This window comes from Synergistaceae bacterium, from assembly GCA_017443945.1.
Classification (GTDB): Bacteria; Synergistota; Synergistia; order Synergistales; family Aminobacteriaceae; genus JAFUXM01.
The window spans coordinates 1-22,579 of the sequence record JAFSXS010000016.1 but is presented as its reverse complement, the minus strand read 5'-3'; the positions used below and the strand labels follow the sequence as shown (position 1 = coordinate 22,579).

General features: G+C 42.1%; 11 protein-coding genes. 3 read left to right on the top strand and 8 right to left on the bottom strand.

The window, feature by feature from the left end; translation table 11 throughout:
* The first annotated feature begins 137 nt into the window (after window positions 1-137).
* The 3 genes from IJT21_01845 to IJT21_01835 all read left to right on the top strand — a co-directional run bounded on the left by IJT21_01845 (window position 138) and on the right by IJT21_01835 (window position 9,198).
* Window positions 138-5,750 (top strand): putative Ig domain-containing protein, encoded by a 5,613-nt coding sequence (locus tag IJT21_01845; protein MBQ7576990.1) that lies wholly within the window; start codon window positions 138-140, stop codon window positions 5,748-5,750.
* A gap of 118 nt (window positions 5,751-5,868) precedes the next feature.
* Window positions 5,869-6,585: an NAD(P)H-hydrate epimerase gene (locus IJT21_01840; protein MBQ7576989.1), complete on the top strand. Its 717-nt coding sequence runs from the start codon at window positions 5,869-5,871 to the stop codon at window positions 6,583-6,585.
* A gap of 27 nt (window positions 6,586-6,612) precedes the next feature.
* Window positions 6,613-9,198: a hypothetical protein gene (locus IJT21_01835; protein MBQ7576988.1), complete on the top strand. Its 2,586-nt coding sequence runs from the start codon at window positions 6,613-6,615 to the stop codon at window positions 9,196-9,198.
* 39 nt (window positions 9,199-9,237) lie between these two features.
* Here IJT21_01835 and IJT21_01830 read toward each other — a convergent pair whose 3' ends face one another.
* The 8 genes from IJT21_01830 to IJT21_01795 form a co-directional block, all read right to left on the bottom strand.
* Window positions 9,238-10,548: an aspartate kinase gene (locus IJT21_01830; protein ID MBQ7576987.1), complete on the bottom strand. Its 1,311-nt coding sequence runs from the start codon at window positions 10,546-10,548 to the stop codon at window positions 9,238-9,240.
* 3 nt (window positions 10,549-10,551) lie between these two features.
* Complete coding sequence (locus tag IJT21_01825; protein MBQ7576986.1) at window positions 10,552-11,565, bottom strand: homoserine dehydrogenase; 1,014 nt, start codon at window positions 11,563-11,565, stop codon at window positions 10,552-10,554.
* A gap of 1 nt (window position 11,566) precedes the next feature.
* Window positions 11,567-12,655 (bottom strand): aspartate-semialdehyde dehydrogenase, encoded by a 1,089-nt coding sequence (asd, locus tag IJT21_01820; GenBank protein MBQ7576985.1) that lies wholly within the window; start codon window positions 12,653-12,655, stop codon window positions 11,567-11,569.
* A 247-nt stretch (window positions 12,656-12,902) separates the two neighbouring features.
* Window positions 12,903-16,820, bottom strand: coding sequence for an Ig-like domain-containing protein (locus IJT21_01815; protein ID MBQ7576984.1), 3,918 nt, complete (start codon window positions 16,818-16,820; stop codon window positions 12,903-12,905).
* A 2-nt stretch (window positions 16,821-16,822) separates the two neighbouring features.
* Window positions 16,823-18,760: a hypothetical protein gene (locus IJT21_01810; GenBank protein ID MBQ7576983.1), complete on the bottom strand. Its 1,938-nt coding sequence runs from the start codon at window positions 18,758-18,760 to the stop codon at window positions 16,823-16,825.
* A gap of 27 nt (window positions 18,761-18,787) precedes the next feature.
* On the bottom strand, window positions 18,788-20,947 hold the full coding sequence (locus tag IJT21_01805; protein ID MBQ7576982.1) for a thioredoxin domain-containing protein: 2,160 nt from the start codon (window positions 20,945-20,947) through the stop codon (window positions 18,788-18,790).
* The gene (locus IJT21_01800) at window positions 20,931-21,623 is read right to left on the bottom strand and encodes an HAD-IA family hydrolase (protein ID MBQ7576981.1); all 693 of its coding nucleotides are present in this window, start codon (window positions 21,621-21,623) and stop codon (window positions 20,931-20,933) included. Before IJT21_01800 ends, IJT21_01805 begins: the two co-directional genes overlap by 17 nt.
* Window positions 21,583-21,984, bottom strand: a complete 402-nt coding sequence (locus IJT21_01795; protein MBQ7576980.1) for a hypothetical protein — start codon at window positions 21,982-21,984, stop codon at window positions 21,583-21,585. The genes IJT21_01800 and IJT21_01795 overlap by 41 nt, the downstream gene beginning before the upstream one ends.
* Window positions 21,985-22,579: the final 595 nt, after the last annotated feature.

Genomic DNA, 22,579 nt, shown 5'->3' with positions numbered 1-22,579 from the left:
GCCGCCGCCTCGCCCCACCCACCCACCCTGCTCGGCGGCGGAAAAGACTCCCCATTATTCCCACTTTTTAGCTGTTATTGTGTGCTAAAATCTTTATGTATTCTATCGATAAATATAATTAAAGGAGGTAATCTGTCATGTTCAGGAAGAATAAAATATTTATTCTTGTATGGATTCTTTGCCTGCTCGCTTTTCCGGTCTGGGCAGGTGAAGTCAATGCAGAGTCAGACGGACAAATTATAACGTCTATGGAACCTGCTCTAATTAATGACTCTTTACAGCAAATAAATACAAATTCTTCATTGTCAGAGTCTGAGTCTGATCATGTACCGGGCGAATTTATAGTGATGTTCAGACCGTCAATAAATGTCATGGGAGGTGAAAGCAATTTTCAAGACTCGCACGTCAAATCGCTTGCAGAAAATATCGGCGTTGAAATTGTAAGCACTTATCCGGCATTATCGAAGCAGGCGGGACAAATTTTTGCGCTCGTTCGTTCGGACGCTAAGCCAGAAAGTGAAATGCTCGAAGAATTGCGCTCAAATCCTGAAGTACTCGGCGTTACGTTGAATTATAAGACTCGCGCGTTCAGCACTCCTAATGATAAATATTACAGTAATTTATGGGGAATTAAAGCCATTAACGCGGAGTCAGTCTGGGACGCAGGCTATACAGGATCTTCAAATATTTATGTCGCAGTTCTTGACACCGGAATATCATACACTCATGAAGATTTAGCAGCAAATTTCGAGTCTCACACTTACAGCAAAAATTTTGCAACGACATCAACTACTTATTCGGACTCGAAAGGGCACGGAAGCCACGTAGCAGGCACTATAGCTGGAGTCGGCAATAACGGAATCGGAGTAGCCGGGGTCAACTGGCAAGCAAAATTAATATCTCTCAAGGTCTTAGGCGATGACGGAAAAGGTTCTTTCAGCTGGACAGTTAACGCTTTAAATTATCTTTGCGAAATCCTTGATGATCATCCGGAAATAAATCTTGCGTCAATAAATTTATCTCTGGGCGGTTATATTAATACGACTCCTCAAAGCATAAAAAATAACCCTATTTGGGCAGCGTTTAAGGCATTCAGCGACAAAAATAAAGCCGTTATCTGTGTTGCTGCCGGAAATGAAAATGTCAAAGTCGGAGAATATGATTCTACAGAAGGCGGTTATGCTTATCCAGCGTCATTTATCGGAATTGATAACATGATAGTTGTAGCTGCTGCCGATAATAATTCGAGTTATTCGCGTTCATCATTCAGCAATTACAGCACAGAATATGTTGACGTTGCTGCACCCGGAAGAAGTATTTATAGCACAATCCCGAATAATTCATACGCAAATTACAGCGGGACTTCAATGGCAACACCTCACGTGGCAGGAGCGGCGGCTCTATTGCGTTCGATTTTTCCGAATACTACAGCGAAAGAAATAAAATCTGCAATCATCAACGGCGCAAATAAAAAATATGCGAATGATTATACGAAATACGGTTTTCTTGACGTAAACGGAGCTAAAAATATCCTCGCAGGAAGTACGCCTACACCTGTAAAACTTCCGCCTTCGATAATAACGGACTCTTTACCCGACGCAATTGTAAATCAACCTTACAGCGAGACCCTTTCAGCGTCAGGATCAGACACTATAACATGGGCACTTGACGGAAATTCAAATTTTCCAGCTGGTATGAGTCTTTCTGCAACGGGCAAACTTTCAGGAACTCCGACAAAAGCAGGGACATATAATTTTACTGTTATAGCGATGAACTCATACGGGAGTAGCTCGAAAAGTTTAACGCTCACTGTAAAAAATGCTGCTAATAACGACAAAGCTCCCGAAATTCAGACAACTTATTTATCTGATGGCTCGATTCAGGAATTTTACAGCGAGAATCTTTCAGCAGCAGGAACAAGCCCGATCACATGGCAAATTTCGAGCGGGACTCTTCCAAATGGCTTGACTCTAAATTCTTCAACAGGAGCTATAACCGGCGCGCCTTCAAAATCGGGTACGTTTTCATTTACAGTTAGTGCGAGCAACAGTGCAGGCCATGACGAAAAAAATTACTCGCTGAAAATTGCAGGAATCGCACCTAAAATCGTGACTCTAAAATCTTTGCGTAGTGCTGAACTCGGAAAATCTTACAGCGAAAAAATTTATGCACTCGGAACAGGGCCAATTAAATGGAGCGTTTCAAGCGGCAGTTTACCGGCAGGGCTGACTCTTGACTCATCAACAGGAACAATCAGCGGCACACCCATAAGAGCAAGTTTAATCCCGTACAGATTTGATATAACCGCGTCAAATTCAGAAGGCAGCGACACCGTTTATTTCTCGCTTTATGTAGACGACACAAGCACAACTTCAGGAATAAAAATTTTGACGGAGACTCTGCCCTATTCGTGTTATAACGTACCTTATTCAGCAAAACTTGAAGCAACTGGGTCAAATATCACATGGAGCATTACAGAAGGAAGTTTACCGAGCGGTATAAAATTAAATTCTGACGGCACAATCACGGGAACAGGGCCGGACGGCGGCGATTTTGCAGTCATAAAAGTTAAGGCAGCAAATTCTACAGATTCAGTGGAGAAACATTTAACTTTCAGATATACATCTTTGTCGGATTTACAGAGATTTACGCGTGAATCTCTTCCCGACGGATTAATAAATCAATCATATAATAAGCAGCTTTATATGATAGGTTACAGCCCGTTTTATTTCAGCATAACAGACGGAGAACTCCCGCCCGGACTCGTTTTGAACAAGAGCGGCTATATCACTGGAACGCCGACAAAAACAGGTTCATATACTTTTACAGTAATGGGCACATATTATAATAGCGGCTGGGGACTCTATGACGAGAAAAAATTTACTCTCATAATAAGAAATTCAGCGCAGAAGCCTTCAATAACGACTGTAAATTTACCCAATGGAATAAATGGAATCCCTTATAACGCCGGATTTACTTATTCAGGAACGGACAAGATAAGCTGGTCTGTGAGCGGTTCACTTCCTCCGGGACTTTATCTTGCTGGAGACGGCGATTTAATTTCAGGAACACCCACGAAAGCAGGCACTTATACATTTACGGTTTATGCAAATAATTCTGCCGGATCTGCGTCAAAGTCAATAACTCTGACAATTAACAATATAAAGAATCACAAAATATTAAATGATTCATATTTAGGCACTTACAAAGTAGACGATTACTGTTTTAAATTGTTTAACGCTGATGAAGTTGCGTCTTGGACTCACACGGGCGGGACTCTTCCGGATGGGTTGACCCTTTATAGCACTGGGCTTTTATTGGGAATATTTGAGAAGGCCGGCAGCTTTGAATTTACCATTACAGCAACTTTTGATGACGGTGAGAGCGTGTCAAAAATTTTCAAACTCGTAGTAACAAAGAAAGAAAATAACACACCGCCTGTGATAAATTCAGACTCTGTGCTTGACTCTGGTGTTGACGGCGAGTCATATTATTATGCGCTTAAAGCAACTGGATCAGGCACTCTGACATGGTCATTAATATCCGGAAAACTGCCCGACGGTTTAAATATTAATTCATCTGGAATCATTACCGGGACTCCTACTAAGACAGGAACGTTTAAATTTAATGCACAAGTTAGCAGCTCATTTGGTAAAGCGTCAAAAAAATTCACGATTTCTATCAAGGCCGCAGCCCCGTCAATAACTACTACCGCGCTGGAAAATGCCAAAATAGGCGAAAATTACAATGCAGAAATAAAAGCAAATGGGACACAGACTCTTAAATGGTCATTAAGCAGCGGAAAATTGCCCAAAGGATTAAAATTGAACTCCAGCAAAGGGACAATCTACGGCTCTCCTACAGAGTCAGGAAGTTTTACATTTACAATAAAAGCTGCAAATTCGGCCGGCAATGATTCTAAGTCCTTCACGCTTAAAGTTATAGACACGGATCCTGTTGTAATAAGTCCTGTAAATTTGACAAATGCAAAAGCGGGTGAGCCTTACTCATTTAATTTCACTGCGTCGGGGCCAAGCTCTATAACGTGGACTATAGCAGGCGGCAAACTTCCTTCAGGTATTAAGCTCAACAAGAAAACTGGCATATTGTCAGGTACTCCGACGAAATTGGGAGAATTTTATTTTACTCTCAAAGCTGCGGGAAAATATAGCAAAGACTCTAAGTCCTTCACACTTAAAGTTATAGACCCGGATCCAGTTGTAATAAATCCTGTAAATTTGACAAATGCAAAAGCCGGGGAGTCTTACTTATTTAATTTCACTGCGTCGGGGCCAAGCTCTATAACATGGACTATAGCAGGCGGCAAACTTCCTGCAGGTCTTAAGCTCAACAAGAAAACTGGCGTGTTGTCGGGTAAGCCGTCGCAATCAGGAGAATTTAATTTTACCCTCAAAGCTGCTGGAAAATATAGCAATAACTCTAAATCTTTCACGCTAAGAGTAACCCCCGTCATAACTACCAGCAAACTCCCTGACAGCGTGTACAACAAATCATATAATTCTGTTGTGAAAGTATACGGGAAAACCTCAAATCTAAACTGGAAAATCGTGAAAGGTTCTTTGCCCGACGGAGTAAAACTCAATGAGTCAAACGGCAAAATTTCAGGAAAGCTGACAGGTACAGGAACATATAATTTTACTGTACGAGTGCAAGTTGAAGATCTGAGCCCGGCACTTTATGCAGAAGCGTCTTACACCGTCAATATAAATGGAATTGCGCCGAAAATTTCTACAAAGAGTCTATCTAAAGGCGTAATTAACAAAAATTATTCTGCTGCAATAAAGACTTCAGGGTCTATGCCGATGACGTTAAATATTAGCGGACTTCCTGACGGCCTCGCACTGAATTACGACTCCGCCAGCGGTATAGGTACAATTTCCGGAACTCCGGCAGAGTGCGGAACTTTTAGCGTTCAATTAACGGCAGCTAACGATACCGAACAAACGTCTAAGACATTTAATCTCGTAGTCAGCAATGTAAAACCGTCAATTATTTCTTCGAGCTTACCTGATGCAACAGTCGGACAAAATTATTTTGCGTCAATCGAGGCGAATGGATCAGCAAAAGGCGATTCATTAAGCTATAATCTCGAGTGGGCAGGAAATTCAAAAATTGACGGATTTGTACTGAATGACTCTGACGCTTCTATAACGGGAACTCCTGCTGAGATTTCCGGAAAAACTTATAACAATCCGGGTTCTTACAAAGTAAAAGTTACTGTCAAGAATTCTGCCGGATCAGTATCTAAAGTCTTCACGATAAAATTAAATGCAGCTCCCGCCATAAATGAAGATGTCAGCGATAATATTTCAGATTCAGATAATTTGCCCTCTGACAAAAGCACTTCGCAGACGGGAACACAGGAAAAATTATCGTTTCCGGAAAATTTTGCGGGGAATAATTCCGGCCTTACAGCGGGAGATATTGCGGAAATCGACGGGAAGAAATACATTATTGCGGCTGTTCTTGCTCCTGTTAAAGCATCAGAGTCCGGACAGTACGATTTTGATATTTCATTGAGCAGCAAAGCTAAGACGGGTGAAAAATTAATCTGGTTCGCCTGCCCTTATGATTCAGAAAGTTCAACAGATGACGAGATCGCAGACTTTTACGACGAGACCGGCAAAGAAATTTTTGCTGTACCTGAGAGTCATTTAATCACTGTCTCGCCTTGGCTGCGTGAAGGTGTAATTTATGAGCCTCTGATACTCGTTGAAATTGTTGATTAGAAATTTATTTACTTGGCCGGGGAATTGAGTACCCGGTCTTTTTTGTGTGATAAATAATTTCATCTGGTAATATAATATCTCTATAACAAATTTTTAACGGAGGAGAGAAAATTTTTATATGCCCCCTGAATTTGATAACGAGCTTGAATATTTTTATGACCCCGACGAATTTCATCGCGAAGTAATTTATCATGACGTACACTCGCCGGAAGCCTTTACACGCAAAGAAGCAAGAGAAGCAGACCGCCGAGCAATGGAAGATTTTGGAATCCCTGGTATTCTCTTGATGGAAAATGCCGCAATCGCCGTTATAAATGAAGTCAGAGATTATGCAGTTTTCGCTATAGTCTGTTCACCAGGCAGCAATGGCGGAGACGGACTCGCAGTTGCACGCCACTTATGCATTCTCGGCAAGGACGTAAGAGTCTATATAGTAGGCGATCCCAAAAAAGGCAGCGAAGATTTCAAGACTAATTTGCGAGTCATGAGTAAACTTGCTCCCGAAGTGCTGAATACAATTAATGACGAAAATTTTGAGGACTTCGAACACGCTTTACGAGGCTGTGAAACCTGCATTGATGCAATTTTCGGAACGGGCTTAAATCGTCCTGTCGAAGGCATTTATAAACGCGTAATCGACGCAATAAATTCATTGGCCGTACACGTTGTATCGGTTGATATTCCTTCGGGGCTTGACTGTGATTCGGGCGAAGTTCTCGGCGTTGCTGTGCGTGCGACAAAAACTGTAACTTTTCACAGAATGAAACAAGGATTAGACCTATCACCAGAGTACGGCGGCGATATTGCTGTAAGTTATATAGGAATCCCAAATTAAAATTTTTTCAGGAGTTGATTTATTATCATGAGAAAAATTTTTTGCGCTCTAGTATTAATTCTCGCGTTTATGTCCGGTTCTGCATGGGCAGCGTATTATATTGACCCGTACCACATTGACCCGGACTCTTTAGACGTAAGATATTTAAACGATGTCTACTCACATTACGGAAGCTCTGACGTAGGATTCTTTTATGAGCTTAGAGACGTAACAGGAGCTTCACGCCGTGAACCTGTTGCCGGGCCTCAATGGTTTGCGACCGTCTACGAAAATTATTATCACACAATACTTTACTCAAATACTACTGACAATACGAGAAGAGTCTACCGCAGGACAATGGGCGGAGAAATTCCCGAAATACCTTTTTCGACAGCTGCCGACATCGTGAACAATTTTAATTATATTTTCGCCGAAGAGCCTGAGCCTTATAATAACTGGATCTCACGAAATTATATTAATCCATTGTATTATGACATTTACCCGGATCCAGTCGAATCTTTCTGCATAGTTACCACTGACGGCAGAGCAGAATTTAACGTGAAATTTGGCAATGCTTACGCGCGGCACTTCCCATTTTGGTACGGATGGCAGACAAATTCAAATTTACGCTGGTGGCAGAATTATAAATATGACTCAATTAATGAACCTATTCACTGGGTAATCGAACGCAGAGCAACTAACACTAACAGCGCAGATATTTACGTCAGAACAGGAACAGGCAGCAACACGCAATATTTAAAAAATTACACTCTCTCATTGTCAGGAGATAAATACGCCGAAATTAGCGACACGTCCGGAAATCTTGTATACACTATCTCAAACGACAACGTTTATAATTCAAGCAATACACTTGTTTACACGATAAGCGGCGACACAAAAATTTATGACGCAAACGGCCAAATCGCTTATACCCTCGAAGACTCAAGCTCGACATCAATAAAATATTTGTGCAATATCAGAAGAGTTTACGAGAATGTAGAATTTAATTTCGGCAGTGATTACAACGTCTCAATTAATCCATCGCAGGAAACTTTAACTAACCCAGGCGAATATCACACAGCAAGAGTTAACATTTCTGATAATTCAGGTGCTTACGGCAGCAAATTAGGTTATCTTACATTCAGACAGCGCGCAAATTTAGCAGACGGTTACAGCAATTTCCGCGAAGCTATTACTATTCCGGTAGTTATTGCAAATGTCTCGAACGGAAACGCCTCAAACAATCCGCTAATTTTTGACATGATAATTTACAGTCAAAGCAATGACATCGTAGGCCGCCAAAAATTTACGTGGGACGCTCAGCAAAACAAGACTCAGGATTTAGGAACGTTTTACACAATGACTCCGTATAATTCTTCGCCCGTTAATTATAAAATCGAGACAAGAATCACTAACAGAACCGGCACAAGATATTTGCTTTATCCGTATACAAATTTCGGCGGAAATAATAATTTTATTGTTCCGTCAAAATGGGAATATGATTTAACGCCGGACGTATATGGAACTTTGCCGAACGCTTTTATGCTCGACGCTCACAGCCAGATTGCTCCGGGACTCGTTACGGTTTACAGCAATGATTTCCCGCTTACACTCGGCACCGACACAAGCGCGTCATACAGACTCTATGAATACGAATACAATAATGCAAACCCTAAAGATTTAACGCTGAAATATAAACGCATTTCCGGCATGATTCCCCAGTCAACTACAAGAAATTCTATAAATCTTCAAGACGGCAGCGCGGGCCTTCTTGGATTCTATATGCAGTTTGTTGACGTTATCCAGAACAGCGACGAGACTAATTATGAGCTTACAAATTTAATGGGGCTGCCTCCCGTTATGGTTCCTGCAGATCAAAGCGCAGTTACTCCGCAGGAAACTTATATTGGTTCAAGCGCAATAACCCCGTTTAAGATCAGCAAGAGCACGAACGATTTAGCACGTGTGAGTCATGATATAGTGCCTGATTATGATAATCTCACTGAAGACGGCCTCCCGACTTCAAAAGATGTTTATACACCGCGTGAAATTGCAATACAGCCCGTTTCGATAAGATTCAAGATTTCACGTCAAAACTCTTTGCTCGCGAGTCGCTGGGAGAGTCTTAATTCTGCAACGACTTCATCACAATTATTTAATCAATTTGCAAATTTTGCGACGGTCTGGGTGCGTTCGGCAGCAACAAAGGAACAGGACGCAAATTTATTCACGGCCATAAATAATAAAGGCGCTAATGTGGCTGCAATTACTGCAAATGACTGCGTGAATGCATTTATTCTCGATAATTATTTATATCTCGATTTTATCGTGTTAATGGCAGACGCAACAAGCAGAAATACGAACAAAACAGCATTTATTGAAGTCTTCCGCGATGATGGAGTACCTTATATCTTAATCGGCGACGGAAATGTTGACGGAAAATGGGAACTCGAATTTTATGTAGCTGCAAATGCCGATAATCCCGAAACAAGAATCTCAGACGACGTTACACCCGTTAATCCCACTAATCCCGAAAATAATTCGGCAGGTTCAAGCGGAGGAGGCGGCTGTAATTCCGGAATAATTATATTTGCTTTGTTTATGCCGTTACTGATTGCTGCTAGAAAACGTTAAAAAATTTTTCCCCCTGACTCACAAAGCCGGGGGGATTTATTATTTTACGAATTTGTTGTAAATTGCCCTGACAGCGCGCTCGAAATCTTCATTTAATACTCCGACGATAATATTTAATTCCGAAGCTCCCTGATCTATCATGCGGACATTGATTCTTTCTTCTGCAAGTGCTTGAAAAATTTTCGAGGCCGTACCCGTTTGAGCTTTCATGCTGCGTCCGACAACTGCAATTAATGCTATGCCCGACTCAACTTCAAGCGAATCAGGTTCTACAAATTTTGCTATGCGCCTTAAGACTTCCTGCTCATGTTCGATAAATTTTGACTCCTGAACAATAACCGTCATTGTGTCTATTCCTGATGGCAAATGTTCAGGCGGGATATTATTTTCCTCGAAACACTGTACTACTTTGCGATAAAAATCTGATTGAGAGTGCATTAAATCTTTTGCAATTATTATCGAGCAAAAATCTTTACGTCCTGCTATGCCCGTTATCATAAATTTTGAACGTCTTGCAGTATTCGCTACTATCCATGTGCCTGCGTCATCGGGTTTATTTGTATTGCGGATATTTATGGGTATTCCGGCCTTCTTGACGGGAAAAATTGCATCCTCGTGCATAACGCTTGCTCCCATGTATGAAAGTTCGCGCAGTTCACGATATGTGATAATTTTCATGACAGCGGGATTATCTACAACTTTGGGATCTGCCATTAATAAGCCTGATACATCAGTCCAATTTTCATAAACAGCAGCACGGCACGCCCTCGCAACGATTGACCCCGTAATATCAGAGCCTCCCCGCGAAAAAGTTGTGATATTTCCTGCTTCATTAATCCCATAGAATCCCGGTATAACTGCACATGATACAGAGTCGAGTCTTGCACTTAATGCCGCGTTTGTCTTGTCTGACTCAAAATTTCCGGCGTTGTCAAAGAAAATTACTTCTGACGGGTCAATAAATTCAAAGCCTAAATATTTCGCCATTATAAGACCGTTCAAATATTCGCCTCTTGACGCTGTGTAATCTTTCTCAGGTTCATTCAGCAATTTTACTTCAATTTTGCTAAATTCTTCGCTCAAGTCGAGATCAAGATTTAAATCTCTGATAATTTCGTTATATCTCTCTTGAATCATTGAGAACTCTTCAGAAAAATTTTTCCCCTTTTTCGCAAGCTCATAGCATTTATAAAGCAGGTCAGTTATCTTGATGTCGCTGCTGTTTCTCTTGCCCGGTGCTGAAGGAACAACATAGCCCCGCGAAGAATCAGAGAGAATTATATTTTTGACCTTCTCAAACTGTTTAGAGTCAGCTAATGAAGTACCGCCGAATTTGACTACTTTTTTCATAATTTATTCAAGCACCCGAAATTTTGCGTTGTTGTCTTCACTTGCTTTGACTTCTGCGGGCTGAAGGTCGGCGAAATTATTATTTATGTTGCGTCCGAGATTCTTTGCGCATTCTATTACATCAGAGACTACTGCGCTTGCTGTCGGTAATTTTCCGGCTCCACGTCCATAAAACATTAAATCATCAACTATAGTCCCATGAATCATAATCCCGTTGAAGACATTATTTACACCGTAGAGGGGACTCGACTGCGGGACTAAATACGGCGCGACAGTCAAATATGGGCCTTCTGACTCGTAAACGCCTAATAATTTAATTGTCATGCCCTGATTTTCTGCGCTGATAATGTCGTCTTGAGTAACTTGCGTTATGCCCGTGCAATTTACCTGCTCATACGAAAATTTTTTACCTGACACTAACGAGGCAAGAATCGCAATTTTTCTCGCTGTGTCGTGGCCTTCAACGTCGGCTGCGGGGTTACGTTCTGCAAAACCTTTTTCTTGAGCTTCCTTCAATGCATCGTCGAAACTTTTTCCGGCCTTCATGTTAGTTAATATGTAGTTGCATGTGCCATTAAGAATCCCGGCAATACGAGTAATTTTTTCATGACCGCATGACTCGCGTAAAGGTCTGATTATCGGGATACCTCCTCCGACACTGGCCTCAAATAAATATGAGCAGTTATGTTCGCGGGCAATTGCGCTTAACTCGACTCCGAATGCGTCAACAAGTTCTTTATTTGATGAACAGACAGAAATTCCGCGTTCAAGTGCTAAATGCGTGTAAGTGTAGGCCGGTTCTTTTCCGCCCATAGTCTCGCAGATAATTTTAACGTCGGGATCATTGACGATTATATTTATATCGTTGACAGCTCCGGGAATATCGCGGATATCAAGAATATATTTTACGTGAAGATAATCGCCGAGAACGTTTTTTATTTCATTAGCGTTTTTCTCGATGACCTCTGCGACCCCGCTGCCGATTGTGCCGAAACCTAATATAGCGATGTTGATCATTTTATTTCGCCTCGATATATTTTTGCGCTGTTAATAGTTCTGCGCATTCAACTGCACCGCCTGCCGCGCCTCGTAAAGTGTTGTGAGACAGCCCGATAAATTTCCAGTCGTAAATATTGTCTTGTCTGAGTCTTCCGATTGTTACTCCCATTCCGCCGCCGAAATTTACATCAAGTGCGACTTGCGGTCTGTTGTCTTCCTCTAAATATTTAATAAATTGTTCGGGTGCACAGGGTAATTTTAATTCTTGAGGGAGGCTCCGGAAGTTATTTAATTTCTCGATTAAGACCTCTTTGCTGGGGGGAGCTTTCCTGAATTTCACGAAGGCTGCTGCTGTGTGGCCGTATAAGACAGGGACTCTTACGCACTGTGCAGAAATTACAGGTTCATTTGCAGGGACGATTACTCCATCTTGAATTTTCCCGAAGATTCGCAAAGGTTCCTTCTCGCTTTTTTCTTCCTCGCCGCCGATGTATGGAATTATATTCCCAACCATTTCCGGCCAAGTGTTGAAATTTTTTCCTGCGCCTGAAATCGCCTGATATGTAGTAACTATTGACTCGTAGGGCTCGAACTCTTTCCACGCTGCGAAGGCCGGTGCATAGCTTTGTATTGAGCAATTAGGCTTGACGGCGATAAATCCGCGTGAAGTGCCGAGTCTTTTGCGCTGAAATTTTATGACTTCTGCGTGTTCGGGGTTAATTTCGGGGATTATCATGGGAACGTCAGGAGTCCACCTATGCGCGCTATTGTTGGATACGACGGGGGTCTCTGTTTTCGCGTAAGTTTCCTCGATAGATTTTATTTCATCCTTAGTCATGTTTACTGCGCTGAAGACAAAATCAACCTGCTCGCTTATGCCTTTAACGTCGTTGACATCGTCTAAAATTTTTGCTTTGACGTTTTCTGGTATAGGCTCATCGAGTAACCAACGGCCCTGCATTGCTTCCTCGTAAGTTTTTCCCTTGCTGTTGGGTGAGGCTGCAATAACTTTTATATCAAACCACGCGTGATTATGTAGAATTTGAATGAAACGCTGTCCGACCATTCCTGTAGCTCCGAGAATGCCGACACTTAATTTTTTCTGCAAGTGTAATCACTCCTTCAAAAAATTTCTGAATAGTATATCATTTATTAAGCAAACTTAATTATACACGTTCAAAGAATCACTTTTGCATTTGCGGAATAGATTCAGTGCATAAGATTACCCTTTGCATATTCCCGGCGATAATGGCAAGTCATAATTTATTGTGAGTCAGCTCGGTCGAGAAAAAAACAAGTTCCCCCGCTTTTACACGAGAGAACCTGCCAAACAAAAAAAGGAGGAAAAACACACGTTATTTACGTTTCATGATAAATAAAGCTGCTGCAACGAGGCCAAGCCCTAAAGAGTTACAACCGCCGCCGCCACCGCCTCCGCTGGTAGTATTATTATTGCCTGTATCAGGAGTAGGAGTCGGATTCTCAGGAGTTACATTGCTGCTTTGAACATATTTAGTCATCCACATTGTACCGGTTAAATTTGAATCTCTAACGCCATCAGGGACGATTAATAAATTATTCACGATTCCTGCATTACCCGCAACATTTGCAAGATATACAGTTAAATCAATGCGAATCCCCTGTCCGCTGTCCGATTGAGAAAGCGCAAGAATACCAGCAGAATGCGCCGTACTTGCAGTAACATTTGACGAGGGCATAACGTGCCATGCTTGATTCGAACTTGCAAAATCTATTTGTACCTTGCTGAAAATTTCTGACGCAAGAGCTGCATTCATTGTCTTGTCCGCGAAATCATAGCCGAAAATTTCTTTTGCTTCTGCGCCCGTAAATGACCATGAGTAAGTAACCGGCATTAAATCACCCGCATTACTTCCGGAATATGCAAATTTCACGCCCGGTTTATGGAAAGTTTCATTTGCTGCGGTCGAGACAGTTAAATTATATTGCGGCTCGGTGCTGAAGGCTGCATTTTCGGTCAGATTGGCAATTAATGAAGGCTGACTCCCCCATGTATTTGCAAATGTTGATCTGAACGAAGAATTTGCAAGAACGGAAGAATTTGCAGACGCTACAGCCACTGACATATCATATTCGTATAAACTCTGATTATAAGTGTATAAATTTCTGATAAAGGCTTCAGATAAATTCATTTCTGATGCTTGATAGTCAACAACTACTGCTTTCATGTCAGAAGCCGGCAAACCGTTTGAACCTGTTCTCTGAGTCGTTACTGTTATATAAGCTGTGCCGGGGGTCTGCCATGCTGTTATTACGCCGTTATTGTCAATGCGCAAAATATTTTGATTCGAGCTTGACCAAGTAACTTTTTCTTCACCTGTTCTATTTCCTGCATAGGCCGAGCGTCCATTTGTGTAACGCACAAGAGCTGTTAAATTTGCAGTTTGTCCGGGAGATTTTAACGTGTTAGGAATACCGCTCATTACGATACTTGAGACTGTGTAACTTGAAAGCTCGTCGCCATCGCTGGGGTTAGTGCCGTCAAAGAAAGTTGCGCCGATGTCTAATTTTGTATTTGTTGCGCGTCTGTCTACGCCTCTTTCATCATAGCGGGGATAATTATAACGCAATTCATACGGGATTACATTTGTTGCGCGGTCTTCTTCTGCGAGTGAAGTAACTTCAGCAAGCATCATAGTTAAAATTCTGACTTGGCCGTCTGGTGCGATTTTTGCGCCGATATAGGGCGGTATTGTATCACTGCCGTTATAAGCATTCACAGAAAGAGTATTAGATCCGAAAAATGTCGAAGTCAACCAGCTCGAACTTTCTCTATCAGTGTCCGCACCGTTATCCGTAACCCATGAAGTATTATTTCCGCCCGCACCGTAAATTGCGATTCTGTTATAACCGAGTGAGATTCTTGTTGCTCCGTCATCACGATAAACATCAGCTCCGATTGATGCGCCGTTGCCTACTAAAATTGTGCCGTTGACTCTCAATGTCGAAGCCTGACCGATATAAATTCCGCCTCCGTAGGTCGTTGCAGTGTTATCAAGAGTAAATGTGCAGCTACTTACTGTTACAGTTCCATAGACCGCCAAAGCTCCCCCGCGTGAATTTACTGAACCTGTTAAAGCCTGATTGCGAGTGAATGTGCAGTTAGTAATTGTTCCGCCGTTAATGCGAATTGCTCCGCCTTCTGCATTAGTGCCGTTGATCGCGCTGTTTTGGTCAAACGTGCAGCTTTCAATTGACGTGGAGTCCGCGTATACAAAAATTGCTCCGCCTCTGCCTGCTGTAGCTGCATTAGAGCTGAACATTGAACTCGCAAGAGAAAAATTATTAGTTCCTCCCGTTTGATTATAGTAGATTGCTCCGCCTTCACTAACTGCGTGATTATCGCGGAAATAACTTTCTGTAATATTTAATGCGCCATAACCATAAACAGCACCGCCGGAATATGATTCATTTTCTGCAAAAGTTACTTGAGTGAGAGATTTTGTCCCGCTTCCTTCAAGACTCATTGCTCCGCCGTGGTTGTTGCTGGTTTGTGCTGTCTTATTGGCTGTGAGATAAACATTTTCGGCTGTAACGTCTGCATTATTCGTAAAAATTGCGCCTCCGTTGTAATTTGCTGTATTTGATGTGAATCTTACGGAATTAAGAATCAAGCTGCCGCCCGATGAAGTTATAACGCTGACTGCACCGCCGCCCTTGTTAGTGTTCGTCTCCTTTGCTGTACTGGTGTTGCTCGTGAAATCAGAGCTCGTTATATTGAGAATATTTGCACTCAATGCGCCTCCTGATGAAGCAAGCTGATTACTGAACGAAGAATTATTTACAGTGATAGTGCCGTAATTTGAAGCTGCAAAACCGCCCCGGCCGTTTGTTGCAGTATTTCGCGTTGAGATATTTACGTCAGCTATATCAATATTTGCGCTTTCGGAATAAATTGCGCCTCCGTCATTAGCAGCCGTATTGTTAGAAAATTTATAAACGTTTGTAAGCTCGAAAGGATCTGACGCTCCGTAAAAAATTGCGCCTCCGTTAGCAGAACCGGCCGAGTTTCTCTCGAAATTTACTGTAGTCTCGAAATTTGGCATATTTGCATCACTTGATACGAAAATAGCTCCGCCGTTGTTAGTTGCACTGTTATAGCTGAAAGTTGCTGATCCTGCGAAATTTGCTGTGCCTGCGGTTATGCACAAAGCACCGCCGTTATTTGCAGTGTTGGGAGTTGAAGCGGTCTGACCGAATATAGATTCACCGGTAAAATTTACGCTTCCTCCTGCTAAATAAATTGCTCCTCCGCTGCCTGATGCTTTATTGCTTGTGAATGTGCTTGTACTTGCGAAATTAACTGTACCGCCTGCGAGATATAATGCGCCTCCGTTTGTTGTCCCTGCGTTTGAACTTCCTGCAAAGGTTACAGCGTTATTGAAATTTATCGTGCCTGACGCGATATAAAATATTCCGCCGTTTGTTGCTGAGTTTGCATTTGCGCTCGTGCCTCCGAGAGTTGCATCTGCGTTGAAATTTAATGTGCCTCCATTAACATAGACAGCTCCGCCGTTTGTCGCTGAGTTTCCGGTCATTGCCGGTGCGCTCGTGAATGTCAGAGTCGAACCTGAATCCGCATAAATTGCTCCGCCGTTTTCTGTTGCTTTGTTGCCTGTAAATGTCGCAGTGCCTTCAAACGTAGGAGCAACCCCTGACGCTAAATAAATTGCGCCTCCGTTTACTGCTGTGTTGTCCGAAAATGTATTTGTGCCGGAAAATGTAACAGTCCCGCCCGCGAGATGTAATGCGCCGTTAGTGTCATCCGTTATCGTGTCGCCGTTAGAATCATCATAGCTGTTGCTGCCTGCGTTAATGCCGCTGAATGTTACTCCAGAAAAAGTTACTGTTCCTGCCTCGACTTTAACGCCTCCTCCGGAATTTCCCGTGAAAGTTATTCCCGAAAAATTTATAGTCAGACTCGAATTATTTACGATAAAATGACGCGCACCGGAATATGATTTAAACGTTCCGGAAAATGTTACGCTCGTAAAATCCGATAATGATATTTCTGTCGTGCCTTCAAATATTGACTCAGTCAAAATCGAAATTACGCCCGATGGGTCATATGTACTTGTAAAATTAAATACAGGGTCGCTGTCTTCCGCGTCAACTGCAGCGGTACAAGCCTCGTCTAATGTCCCGTAATCAATCCCGCCGACTTGATATGTAGCTGCATAAACCGGACTCACAAGCAAAATCAAGCCTAAAACAAGTAAAATTATCCGCTTCATAATTAAATTTTTCTCTCCTTCCTGAAATTTAACGCAAATAAAATCGTCATCGCTGATAAAATGCTAAATCCTGCGTTACAACCGCCTCCGCCGCCGCCTCCGGTTGGTTCTGCAGGTATTGCAGGATCTGTAGGAGTTACTGACGGATTGTGATAATAATCTGACGGAGCAATGAAAATCTGCATGTCTAAATTATTATCTTCTGTGCCGTCTCTTACTGCTATATAACTTTTTGATGTGTCAGAAACTATGCTTAATTCAGGTCTTGTGCCGTCTCTTGTGCCGTTCATCAGGAATATTACAAAACTTATTGTGATTACTCCTTTGTCATTATCTGCAGTTGCGCGGCCGCGTTCTTCGTCAACAAAAATTTTTACCTGGCTGGAATAAGCCCCCACTCTTTGCAGTTCTTCGGTCATGTTGAGAATATTATTATTTTGTGCCATTAAGTAAATGTTCATGTTGTTGGCAAAAGTATTCTCGATATTGCCGTTAGAGCGATATTCATTCACGAGAGTATTCCACCAAGTTTTATCTTGTATCTGCGTTACCGGAATATTAATCGTGATTAAGAGCGGCATTAATATTTCATTCGTTGAAGTGCGCATATTGCTGGGGATAGAGTGATTAATCGTGAAATATTCGATTGCTTCTGCTGTCGGTAAATTTCTAGTTATTGCGCTTGACTGGAAACTTGAAGCGGGAGTTATAGTTTTTGTGCTGCCGGTTGTGAGTGCTAGAGTCTCATAAAATGTAAGGCTTGAGGGATTCGGCTCAAAGGCTGTAATCTCGATCTGATTAAAACTTGCTTCCCCGCCGTATTCGTATTTCTCGCTAATTTGCTTGACGAATAAAATATTATGATTCAAGACTAAGTCCCACATGCCGTTACGTCTATTATCGTCAACTGCATAAACTCTAAGTGGCCTAATGTTTTTCTCGTTCAAATTGTAAGTGCGCCTAAAAACGCTGGCGAGTCCGGGGGCAATATTACTCTGATCATCAAGCAAAAAATTACTCTCTACATCTGTCAAGCCCTGATAACGCGGAATATCAAATTTCCAGTAATTTGGGAACAACCACGCACTTGACGCATCTTCAGCACCGTATCTTACTGATGTGTGATTTATTACTTCTGTAGTGAGATAATAATTTATCCGGCTTGTATCTGTGTTCAAGTTTTCAACAGGAGCTAATATCCAATTTTCTGACGTAGTAGTCTTTGAGTTCTGAGCGTCCCATTTATCGTGTTGATAAGCTACAATATTTCCATTACCGGACGAGTCGCGCAGAGTCATACGCAATTCTAAAGCCTCATCGGTTGCAGTGCCGTTGACTACATTTGCGATTACAACGGGTTTATTAATTCCCTGCGAGCTTGTGCCAGAAGGGTTTTGCTGATAATTAAAAACTTGCCTGACTGTATCATAACGATTTTGACTCCCTGTTTGACGTGTCAGCTTGAAAGTATACGAAGACCACTGCGAGTCATAACCATCACGCGAAACTGGCCCATTTGCTGTAACAGTGTCAATATATGACGCACTTGACTCACTCGTTGAAGATCCAAAATTTATGTTACCGGTTACTGCTTCACCTGTTACGCGCGGTGAATGAATATCCATGCTAAATTCTCCGTAACCATTGCTCAATACAAGAAATAAAGTGCTTAAATTTCGATTCGATATTACAGTAGAGTCTGGAGTGCCGTTAATTACATTGACAACGCCCAAATCTGATAATACTAAATCGCTTGAAACGTCAATAGCTGTCTGATGAGTCGCTCCGAATGTGCCGGATTCATTAACTACCATCCATTGATAACTGATTCCGCTGGGGCCGTACAAGTCATCAAAGCGATAACCCGCCGCACCTGCTGAACCTGTGAATAACGCAAGAATAAATATTACTCCTGCGAACCTGCTAAAAATTTTTCTCAACTTTACAACCTCCATTAAAAAATTTTTCTATCTTTCGCGCCGAGTCCGTCTTTCAGGTCTATGAGCTTGCGAACGTTCTGTGCGTCTCGTCCTGCGCTCTGTCCTGTTAGGTTTATCGGCGGATTTAGATTCTTTCTTGTCATCGGGCTTAATTTCCGGCTCTTCCTCTCTGTTAAGCTCTTCATCAGTCGGAATAACTTTAACCGGCTCTTCTTTCTTGACTGGCTTAAACGGTGTGAAATCAAGTCCGGCATTTATTAGCGAAATATAATTTAACGGATTCAATGCAGCTTCACGGGCAAAACATGAAATTATTTTTGCTGCATAATCGCTGTAATTTTTATCTTCTAAGGCGTGTGCAAGTTCATTCAATGCAGTAATAGCAAATGCATTAGCGCTCGGCAAATTATTTATGTCTTGACCCGACTTCATGCGCATTGAAATATTTGAGTCATTCATCAGGAATAAACCGCCGTTTTTCTCGTCCCAGAAATTTTTTATCAACGAGTCTGCTAGATTCTGCGCGTTCTTGAGCCAATCATTTAATTGTTTCTCGCCTGCGTTGAATTTTTTTGCGGCCTTGTAGAGTTCCATAATGCCCCATAATAAATAAACGTAATCAGCGGCGTTTGCGTCAATTCCGGTTTTGCCTGCTATCCATCTGCGCGACCATTTTCCCGACTTATCAGCAAAAGTTTTCACGCAAAATAATGCTGTTCTCTCTGCTAAATCTTTCCATTCCGGCTGGTCAAATGCACAACTTGCGCGGCTTAAAGCTCCGATTATTAGTCCGTTCCAGTCCATTAAAATTTTATCGTCCGTCAAAAGCTGCCTTTTATCGCGAGACTCTAATAAAATTCTCCTGCACTCCGAAATATTTTGCGCAACTTCCGCACCCTTGAGTCCGTAACGTCTTGCAAGCTCGCTCACCGTTGAAGCCTCGTATAAAATATTTTCGCCGATTTGAGTCCCGGCCAGCTCTGAACCGAAATTTCCGCCCGGTAATACTCCGTAAGCAGCAGAAAATAAACCCGCGAGTCCTTCAGGCAAACTAGCTTTTATTTCGTCTTCCGTCCACATGTAATAACGCCCTTCACCGTCTTTATTGTCGGAATTAATCGCGCTCTTGAAACCCTGCGAATATGAGGCATTGTCAGAAAAATATTTTCCCATGCAAAAAATTATATCTTCCGCAATTAACCTGTGAAATGAATTAGCGTTCTGTTCCTGAGCAAGTGAGGCAGCTAATAAAATCATCGCTTGATCGCATAATAATTTTTCAAAGTGCGGGACGTGCCAGCGTTCATCAGTCGAATAAAGCGCAAAGCCTCCGCCTAAATGGTCATGAATCCCCCCGCGCCACATTCTCCGCAAAGTTATATCTACCATTGTGAAAGCGTCTGATTTGTCCCGTTTGCTTGCGTTCTCGTCTGCGGCCATTCTCAGCAGAAAAATTAATTTATTGATTTCCGGATATTTGGGCATGTGATTAAACCCTCCGAATCTAATATCAAAACTTTTTCTCATCTGGTCAAGAGCTTCAAACGCTGTGTAACGCCTGATTTTACCTCCTGAGCGCAAATTAAATTTTTCATTCACGAGTTCGCGCAAATCATTAGCTGTTCTTTCGCAGTCATCGCGCTGCATGTGCCAAAGCCATTTTATTCGCGGTAAAATTTCAGTCATTCCGGGAACTTGTCCGCGCGTTCGTTTGGGAAGCCAAGTCGTACAGAAAAACGGCCAGCCCTCAGGAGTCATGAAAATATTTAGCGGCCAACCTGCTGAACCATTTTGAATCCGGCAGATTTCCATATATAAATTATCTAAGTCTGGGCGTTCTTCTCTGTCAACTTTTACGGGAATACAAGTATCATTCATGAAGCCGGCTACTTCAGGATCGTTAAAGCAGTCTCGCTCCATAACACTGCACCAATGAGACGAGTAATACCCAATCGATAAAAATATTGGTCTGTCCTCGCGTTTTGCGTCGTTGAATGCTTCTGCGCCCCAAGTGTACCAGCCGATTAAATTTTTTGCGTGTGCCTGCAAGTATGGGCTTAACTCTCCGGCCAAGTGATTGACGGGAACAAATTTTTTCGCCGCCTGTGCCTGTAAAGCCTGTTCTGTATATTCCCCGTATGCTGATAACGGGCCTAACTCTTGTAATAAACTATTCTTGTATTGCATTAAGCTCACTCAATGAATTTATTACGCGCCAAGTTCCCATTAAATTAAAATCTTCAGCCGTAAAATTTCCCGTTGTAATTCCTACGCTGCGGACTCCTGCATTCATAGCGAAAACTATATCAATATCTGAGTCGCCTATATAAATCGTTTCGTCAGGACTTATATTTAAATCTGATAATAATTTATTCATCATTGCGGGATTAGGCTTGTATTCGAGTCTTCCGTAAGGTTCTAACGCTCCTACAATGACATCAAAATATTTAGCCAGCCCGGTGCGCTCTAAAACTTTGCTGGGATGTTCGCGATTAGAAATTACTGCAAGTTTGATATTTTTTGCGCGTAAATTTTGCAGAGTCTCTATTGTGTCCGGGAAAGGCTTTATTAATTCGCGCTCAAGAGTTACGCTGTATTCACGATATAATTTTATCCATTCTGGACGATATTCACCGAGTAAGCCCTCGCAAAATGTCGGGATAGGTGTAGCAATATATTTCATCGTGAGATCGTGCGAGACTTCCGGCAAACCTTCATGACGCGCTACACTGTTAAAGCCTTCCATAATGGCATAACTTGAGTCTACTATTGTCATATCGTGGTCGAATACCATTAATTTAATCATGTAAGAGTCTCCCTCGTTAGCGTCGTAAACTGTTGCCCATATTTCTAAGCACGTCATTACGTCCCATTGTATTTGTATCTGACACTGCGCCTGGTCTTGCCCAGTAAGTTTTTGCATGAGTGCCGATTGTGTTAATCCAGTCTATTCCGAACATGTCAAGAATCATCGTAACTCCCAGAATAAGCCACACGAACACGCCCAGCCATGCAAGGATTCTAAAACTTGTGCTGAGTCGTCTGTCTGTTGCTTCTTCTAATTTCTTGACTTCATCGTCTATTTCTTTGCGTTCTTCGCGGGTTAATTCTTTCTCGCGGCGTTTAAGTGAAAAAATGCGCCATAACCCTGCACCGCTTTGCGCCCATTGATACAGGCCTAATAAAAATATGCTTACTCCTATAAACGCAAATAATATCGTCATAAGTTTTTCAGCCCCTTTTTGTGATATTATAGCGGAAAACTTTATTTTTACGATTTTATTGCATGAGTTCATATTAAATGGCGCGTTACTGGGTGGGAGGGGGTAAGGGGGAGGGGCTTTAGGGGCTCCCCCTTTCGTGATTCTCAAAAAATTTTTTCCCGCTGCAAATGGGTAGTTAATGCATGTTTTGTATCTGTCCGCACATTATAGTGAAAATACTTCAAAATCTATAAATGCAAATTCAAAGGCGAAAACCTTTTTACAACCGGAACCGGCTGCGCGTCATAAACACGTATAACATAATTTGCGGTGCTGACACAAAAAATTTTTACTGCTATTAAAATGTGCTGACTATAATATTTGGAGTCGCGTTCATACAAAATTTTTCTCTCACATATGGCAATTAACACAAGTGATTTGGAGTCGCGCGTTAAAGTTTTGTTCTGTACACCCATTAATATTTGGAATCGCGTTTATAAAAAGTTTTTCGCTACATAATTAAAACCTTCACAGGAGATTTAGAGTCGCGTTTTAATTGGTTAGTCCCACCCGCCCGCCCGTTAATAGTCTGGAGTCGCGTTCATGCAAAATTTTT

Bases quoted from the DNA above. Each gene is read 5' to 3' on its own strand.
- IJT21_01840 (MBQ7576989.1), top strand. From the start codon at position 5,869: ATGCCCCCTGAATTTGATAACGAGCTTGAATATTTTTATGACCCCGAC.
- IJT21_01805 (MBQ7576982.1), bottom strand. From the start codon at position 20,947: ATGCAATACAAGAATAGTTTATTACAAGAGTTAGGCCCGTTATCAGCA.
- IJT21_01815 (MBQ7576984.1), bottom strand. From the start codon at position 16,820: ATGAAGCGGATAATTTTACTTGTTTTAGGCTTGATTTTGCTTGTGAGT.
- IJT21_01795 (MBQ7576980.1), bottom strand. From the start codon at position 21,984: ATGACGATATTATTTGCGTTTATAGGAGTAAGCATATTTTTATTAGGC.
- IJT21_01845 (MBQ7576990.1), top strand. From the start codon at position 138: ATGTTCAGGAAGAATAAAATATTTATTCTTGTATGGATTCTTTGCCTG.
- IJT21_01830 (MBQ7576987.1), bottom strand. From the start codon at position 10,548: ATGAAAAAAGTAGTCAAATTCGGCGGTACTTCATTAGCTGACTCTAAA.
- IJT21_01835 (MBQ7576988.1), top strand. From the start codon at position 6,613: ATGAGAAAAATTTTTTGCGCTCTAGTATTAATTCTCGCGTTTATGTCC.
- IJT21_01800 (MBQ7576981.1), bottom strand. From the start codon at position 21,623: ATGACGTGCTTAGAAATATGGGCAACAGTTTACGACGCTAACGAGGGA.
- IJT21_01825 (MBQ7576986.1), bottom strand. From the start codon at position 11,565: ATGATCAACATCGCTATATTAGGTTTCGGCACAATCGGCAGCGGGGTC.